At 42.4% G+C, this 5673-nt stretch carries 4 protein-coding genes; all 4 read right to left on the bottom strand.

From position 1 onward, the window contains the following. The coding region (locus AB685_RS25445; RefSeq protein ID WP_047973384.1) for a LamG-like jellyroll fold domain-containing protein at positions 1-637 on the bottom strand (637 nt) is incomplete at its 3' end. A 325-nt stretch (positions 638-962) separates the two neighbouring features. Continuing rightward, a complete protein-coding gene (locus tag AB685_RS25440; RefSeq protein WP_047973383.1) occupies positions 963-2297 on the bottom strand; it encodes a glycoside hydrolase family 68 protein in 1335 nt (444 codons plus the stop codon). Between the two features lie 55 nt (positions 2298-2352). Then, a complete protein-coding gene (locus AB685_RS25435; RefSeq protein WP_053073957.1) occupies positions 2353-3723 on the bottom strand; it encodes a glycoside hydrolase family 68 protein in 1371 nt (456 codons plus the stop codon). A 709-nt stretch (positions 3724-4432) separates the two neighbouring features. Then, positions 4433-5673, bottom strand: a 1241-nt coding sequence (locus AB685_RS25430) for an extracellular solute-binding protein (protein WP_047973382.1), incomplete at its 5' end; no start/stop codon positions are given.

The following is a 5673-nucleotide window of genomic DNA, read 5'->3' as shown; positions in this document are numbered from 1 at the left end:
CTGCTTGTTCACCATTCCGATAAAGGACGACTTCGTTTCGTTCTTGAGAAAAAACAGTAACAAGATGGGACCATTCATTGCGCGGAAGTCTAAATTCCTCATCTGCCCATACTTCTAGCCATTCCTCCCCTGTCCCGAATTGGAACGACCAAGCTCCATGACGAAACACACCTAATTGAATGCCTTGATTTTCTTCTTGGTTGTGATAACTAAGAATCGAAGAAAGCTTTCCCTCATTTCCCCACTCAAATGCTCGAGGTGCTACCCAAGCTTCAATAGTCATCGCATCTTCTGGGATATCTAGTGTCGATGCATCTACCGATACCCAAGTTGAGTATCCATCAAACAATAAAGCATTTCCTGAAATCCCCTGCTTCCATAGAGGATCACTGTTTGGTTTATCAACTGCGTTATTAAACACATAATGAATGTGGTGTTCTTGATTGGAACGTGCTTCAACAGTTGTTGTTCCTGTTCCTTCATCAAATGTCCAGAAGGCAGCCACACCCTCTAAAGATTCATCTTCTTGTCGAAGGTCCTCTTCCACTTGCTCTTGCTCGTCATTTGAATTACTTATAACAAACCAGATGACCAGCGCTATAACAATCATAAATAAAATTACGTGATAACGTTTCATGATGCTCCTCTCTTTCTTATATGAAAACTAGTTGAAAGCAGCCTCTCACTTTTTCTCATAAGCTGTTTTCGTATACTTTGTTCTTCACGAGTCCAATGATAAGGATCATTCGTTTCCCGGCAGATACACCAGTGCTTACAATAGAAAGAACTATCACCGCTGCTAAAAAATATTTGCCATTCTTATCTTCTTTTACATTTTATTTTAAATCCCCTCCAATTAAACTCCATCTCTTGAACAAATCCTAGGCTATATTCTCTTTAACATGAACAAAATGGTCAGCTAATAGCTTGTACGATTAGCCGACCATTCTATACTCATTCCCTTATTTGATCCATCCCTGTGGTCTTTCTCTCTTAATTTCCGTACGATCACCATCAATAGAGATCTCTACGGTCGGAGCCATCGTCCCACCCCAGTGTTYGAACTGGAATTCTGGAGACTGGTGGCCGACCTCATTAATATCCATGTCACCTAGATCACCAAAATGCGCAAAAGAGATAATCTCTAAACTAGGCAGTACAAGCCATGAATACGCTTGATATGGATTTTCTGGAGGATTGGCGATAACAAGTCCGCTCCCGTTCAGGGGCTTATATCCTCCGATTAGCGTGTCCGAAACGAATCCGTATAGCCCTTCTGGACCTTCAAGCCCCGGAGCATACTTATTAATGTGAGTGTCGGTAAATAGATAATACTTATCGTCCTTCACAATAATATGTGGACGCTCCAACTCATCGTTCACAYATTTAGCCTCTATTAAAGGAGGAAGCATTTTAATGTTAGAGAAGTCGCCGTTAACCACTTCGGAAATGCCGATGTTGCCGTTGAAGTGTTCAGAACCGTTTGGTGCCGTGTGCTCAGGGCTGCCATAATATTCAGGTTTGCACGTACGTTCAGAAACCGCTCCGCCTGAGTTACCTTCAAAAACAATATATTCCTTGCTCGTTTTAGGATCTTTAAACCACTGTGGATCCCGGAACGCATAGCCGCTATATCCGCCCTCTATAGCTTGCTCATAAGATTGGTAGTGCTCACCGTCTGGCTCAAATAAAATGCTGTGCTCGTCCCAATTTTCAAACCTAACGCCGTCTTTATCGGTGATAACGTCACCTATAGACATCGCCATACGCTGCTCATACGTTAACCTTTCTTCACCATTTCTACCCGTTGCTGTGTAGAAAGCGTAGATTTTACCTTTATCAAACATAGCCGAACCTGCCCATTCTCGGGAACCAAGCGAGTCTCCATCTGGGAACAGTTCACCGCCTAGCGTCCAGTCCTTCCCGTTACGGGAATAAAAGTATTGAATTTTAGCGATGTCGTGGACTTTACCCGGCAGCACATCACTTGGTGCAGTTAGTGCAAAGAGCACTTTATAGCCTTTAACTCTCGCGATATTACCGTCGCGGTCAGTCAGTGGCCACGAGTCCCAAATGTGATAGTCAGACGTCATCTTTTCTAACTCCTTGATGTCCGTATATGGCAGGGTATTGCTTTTATCTAACTTGATTTGCGAAGCTTGTTCACGAGTCCAGTTAACAGTCGTGTCTGTGACCTCGGCCTGAACTGGATTAAAGACGGAAACAGCAAAGGTGATCGCCAAAGCGAGACTCGTTAGAGCTTTCCCCTTTTTTCGAACACTTTTTTGGATAGTCATATGATTGCTCCTTTGTTTTAATAATTTTCGTTCATCAGTAACATATTCGCCCTACTTACCTTAAAGATCTACCGTAAGGACCGAATGGCTTGATTTCCCCAGCTTGCATTTCTTTCACAATCTTTGTTTTATCACCGTCAAAGGAGACCTTCAGCGTCGGTGCAAATGTTCCACCAAATTTAACTTGCCCATTTTCGTCTACAGGTTCATTAATGAAGCTGATGACCTGACCATCTGGAGCCGCCCACCAAGAATAAGCTTGAAACGGTTTTTCTGCTGGATTGGCAACCACGAGACCTGTGCCGTTGACTGGCTTATAATCTGTACGCAAGCCTCCCTCGCCGACAAATCCGTACAATCCATCCGGACCGGTTAAACCTGGTGCAAACGTAAATTCATGACTGATTGTAAGCAAGTAGTAAGTGTCGTCTTTTACCACAACATGCGGACGTTCTAACTGATGGTTAACCCCAACCGACTCAAGAAGTGGCGGTAGTATTTCTAGCTTAGTTACGTCGTTGTCAAGCACTTTTGCAATCCCAATATTTCCGTTGTAAAATTTCGCATGATCCGGAACGTTATGCGTTTCGCGGTATTCTTTATCCCCGATATTTTCCGGTTTGATATCATTTCTATTGGCGCCAGCCTGACCTTCCCAAATAATGTATTCTTCGCCTGTATTCGGATCTTTGAAGAAAAACGGATCGCGGAACCCAGTGATGATATTTCCGTGCTCTTGGAACTGTTCGATCGTTTCATAATGATGACCGTCTGCTTCAAGAAGAATTTGGTGAGCCCCTTCATTCGTCAGATGAACACCATTTTTATCTGCACTGATATCAAAGGTCGTCTTAGCGAGTCGCTGCTCCGCTCTTTGCACCCATCCGTCTTTATTAAATTCTTTACCGCCATTGGCATTCATATCAGTAGTTGCTGTATAGAAGAAATGCACTTTTCCTTTTTCATCCAACATAGCTGAACCAGCCCATTGCATGTGTCCTAACGCCTTGTCATAATCGTATGGAATTCCAGCATACGTCCAATCCTTGCCGTTTCTRGAGTAGAACATGCCGATTCTTGCTTCAGTATGACGGTCATGCCAAGTATAAGTACGCGGTGCAACCAATGCGAATGCGATTCTGTAACCTTTCACGTTCGCAAGGGAACCGTCTCTATTTTGAAGCGGCCACGTATCCCAAACCCACACATCCGGTGCTACGTCTTCAAAGTCCAAATCGATGATTGGGGCTGTCGTCTCTTCCGTCAGAGCCACTTTCTCTGCTTGCTGTCTGGACCATGATGCAGTGTAATCATCCTCAATATTCCAGTTAGAGCTCGCAGCGACGCTAATGCTTGTCAGACTGCTTGCTAAAATCGCAGCACACAAAACTAATTTTCCTACCTTTTTACGAAATTTGATTTTCATTTACTTTCCCTCTCTTTAATTGATTAATATTTTTTCATTTACAAACAACTATTATTTTATTATTACCTCCCTTCATTTTTTTGGGTGGAACAGACCTATAAGGTTCATAGATTCCCGTAAGAGTATTATTCGTCTAATAGATCTGAGGTTTTACTGTATAAAAAAGGTAACAGCCCCAATCCCCACCACCTTTCGTTCATATATTGAATTATAATTAAATCTACCTTTTGGAAATACGGTTTAAATTGAGGATAAATTAGTCTTAAATTGATATAGGGGAAGCAACGGAACGGTTCTCATGCTAGATTTGTTGTACAGTGGTATGGGGAGTGTTATATTTACTAGAAACTCTATGCATTATTAAATCTAATTACTGATAAGGTAATTGTTAGTGTAGGTTCATGCTATTTATTGAAGGAGGATCTTTTCCAGAAGGATAATTAGTCTTCTGTTGAATCTATCAAATACTATTTTATTGATATTCATTGTTTTTTGGTGGCTTAGGAAGCACGAGAGAATATCTCCCTGCCGTGCGCCACCTTTCCTGCTGATTTCTTATTACTAACTTAACAAAAGATTGAGCTATGTAAGAAAAGTCCTGCTCCATTTCGTCAGAAGAGCAGGACTTGTTTAACGTCGATAAGTTTCGGGGAGTGACAAATATGAAGAGCATAGCTAAGGAAAGATGAGAACCGTCCCCCCGCTTCCCTCATTTCCTCGCAGCTTTCTCCCACGACTTCTGCAACTCTTGCAGCAGTTGATCATGATTAAGCCGTTTATCGATATAAGCTTGCATGGCAAGCCCGAACTCATGGTCGAACTCATCCCTAGCTCCCCCAGGGTATTTAAACCAGTTGAAGGACAACGTCTTCCCATCCTTGGCGTAACGAATAATATCGTCTGCGAGCGGTCCTAAGTCGTTTGTCTCAATATGTTTAAACGCCGGGATAAATTTGAATTGTTCGGTCATAAATTGTTTTCCTTGTTCAGAAGAAACCATCCAGTTTAAAAATTTCTTTGCTTCTTTCTTCTTTTCCGGGGGCGATTGTTTATTCACGACCCAGTAATTTGGGACACCGACCGCTAAGGCATCGTTTTTAGGGTCGTCATTTATCGCGATTGGCAGAAATCCGATGTTCATCTTTGGCGATTGTTGATCGAGCATCGGTTGAATCCAGTTACCTTGCTGGRTCATCGCTGCCCTCCCAGTGGCAAATAGGTTCACTTCCATGTTGTAATCTGTAGTCAACGGATTTTCGTTTCCGTACCTAATCGATACATCCAACAACCTGACCAGGTCTTTAAATGTTTGATTGTGTTCAATGTCTAGCGTTCTGTCATTCAGGCCTTTAATAAAGGCATCTGGATCTTCCTGTTGCGCGAAGGCAATATTTATAAGGTGGCCTAATTTCCACTTTTCATAATATCCGATTGCAAAAGGGGTGATGCCTGCCGCTTCCAATTTTTCAGCTGCTGCGATTAATTCAGTAAGTGTTTTGGGCAACGTTCTAATGCCTGCCTCTTTAAATAAATCTTTATTGTAAATGAATCCGTACCCTTCAAGGCTTATTGGCATTCCGTAAATGTTGTCATCAAATGTCATTGGTGCTAGTGCCTCTTCTAATGCATATTCAATCCATGGTTGATCAGAAAGGTCTTCCAAATACTCACYCCACATTTTAGCCTCTTCGTATCCACCGTTCGTAAAGATATCAGGACCTTTTCCGGCAGCTAACTGTGCGATTAGATCGCTACGGTCATCGACTCCTCCGCCTACGGTACGAACGATTAGATCCACGCCTTGATTTTCCTTCTCATAAGCTTGAATCATCTTTTCAAACTGTGTGGAAATTTCGACTTTCCGATTCCACACTTCCAACGTAATCTTTTGATCTTCACTTATCGTTTCCTTTTTCACTATTTCATTACCAGCTGCGCACGCGAAAAGTG

The organism is Bacillus sp. LL01 (genome assembly GCF_001037965.1).
The sequence above is the reverse complement of the archived record's forward strand: the minus strand, read 5'-3'. Positions and strand labels throughout refer to the sequence as shown.